The following is a 683-nucleotide window of genomic DNA, read 5'->3' as shown; positions in this document are numbered from 1 at the left end:
AGGCTCTTACATTACGTTTGTGTAGACATCATCTCTGAGCGTTCATGCAGGTCGCAGGCTTTGACTGGGATGAGGGCAACTGGCCGAAGTGCGGCAAGCACGGGGTCAGCCGCGAGGAGATCGAGGAGGTGCTGTCGGGCACGCCTGCGGTGATGCCCGATCCCTTTCCCGAGGAACCCCGGATGCGGGCCATCGGGACGACCGCAGCAGGCCGGTACGTGTTCCTGGTCTTCATGCTGCGGCAGATCGACGGAGAGACCCGCCTGCGGCCCATCAGCGCCCGCTACATGCACCAGAAGGAGATCGCGCATCATGAAGGCACCCGGTAAGCCCATGCTGTCCCTGCGCAGCGATGCCGAGGCGGAGCGGTTCGTGGAGACGGCCGACCTGAGCGAGTACGACCTGTCGGGCTTCAAGCCGATGCGGTTCGAGTTCGCGCCGAAGGCGGCTTCGCTGAACATGCGCCTGCCCGCCGCGCTGCTCGACGCGGTGAAGGCCAAGGCCAAGGCCCGCGGCATCCCCTACACGCGCTATGTGCGGATGCTGCTGGAAGCGGACGTGGCCCCGCCCCGGTGAGCTGACCGGCGGGCGCTACGCCTCGGGGGCGGCCCAGGTGGCACGGGCAGCTCTCTCACCTGCCACGCCGCCCCAGCGGCCAGGTCGGCAAGCTGGGAAAATCAGAA

2 protein-coding genes are annotated in these 683 nt (G+C 66.9%); both read left to right on the top strand.

The genetic code is table 11. The features are described 5' to 3' along the window. Positions 1-44: 44 nt before the first annotated feature. On the top strand, positions 45-329 hold the full coding sequence (locus AB4091_RS21805; protein WP_442294997.1) for a BrnT family toxin: 285 nt from the start codon (positions 45-47) through the stop codon (positions 327-329). Then, positions 313-576 carry a BrnA antitoxin family protein gene (locus tag AB4091_RS21800; RefSeq protein ID WP_442294995.1) on the top strand — a complete coding sequence of 88 codons (264 nt, stop codon included), beginning with the start codon at positions 313-315 and terminating at the stop codon, positions 574-576. The genes AB4091_RS21805 and AB4091_RS21800 overlap by 17 nt, the downstream gene beginning before the upstream one ends. Positions 577-683: the final 107 nt, after the last annotated feature.

Source organism: Terrabacter sp. 2RAF25, from assembly GCF_052115265.1.
Taxonomy (GTDB): domain Bacteria; phylum Actinomycetota; class Actinomycetes; order Actinomycetales; family Dermatophilaceae; genus Terrabacter.
Note: the sequence above shows the minus strand (reverse complement) of the source record. Positions and strands in the feature narration are given on the sequence as shown.

Coding starts and splice junctions, on each gene's coding strand:
- AB4091_RS21800 (WP_442294995.1), top strand. CDS start 313: ATGAAGGCACCCGGTAAGCCCATGCTGTCCCTGCGCAGCGATGCCGAG.
- AB4091_RS21805 (WP_442294997.1), top strand. CDS start 45: ATGCAGGTCGCAGGCTTTGACTGGGATGAGGGCAACTGGCCGAAGTGC.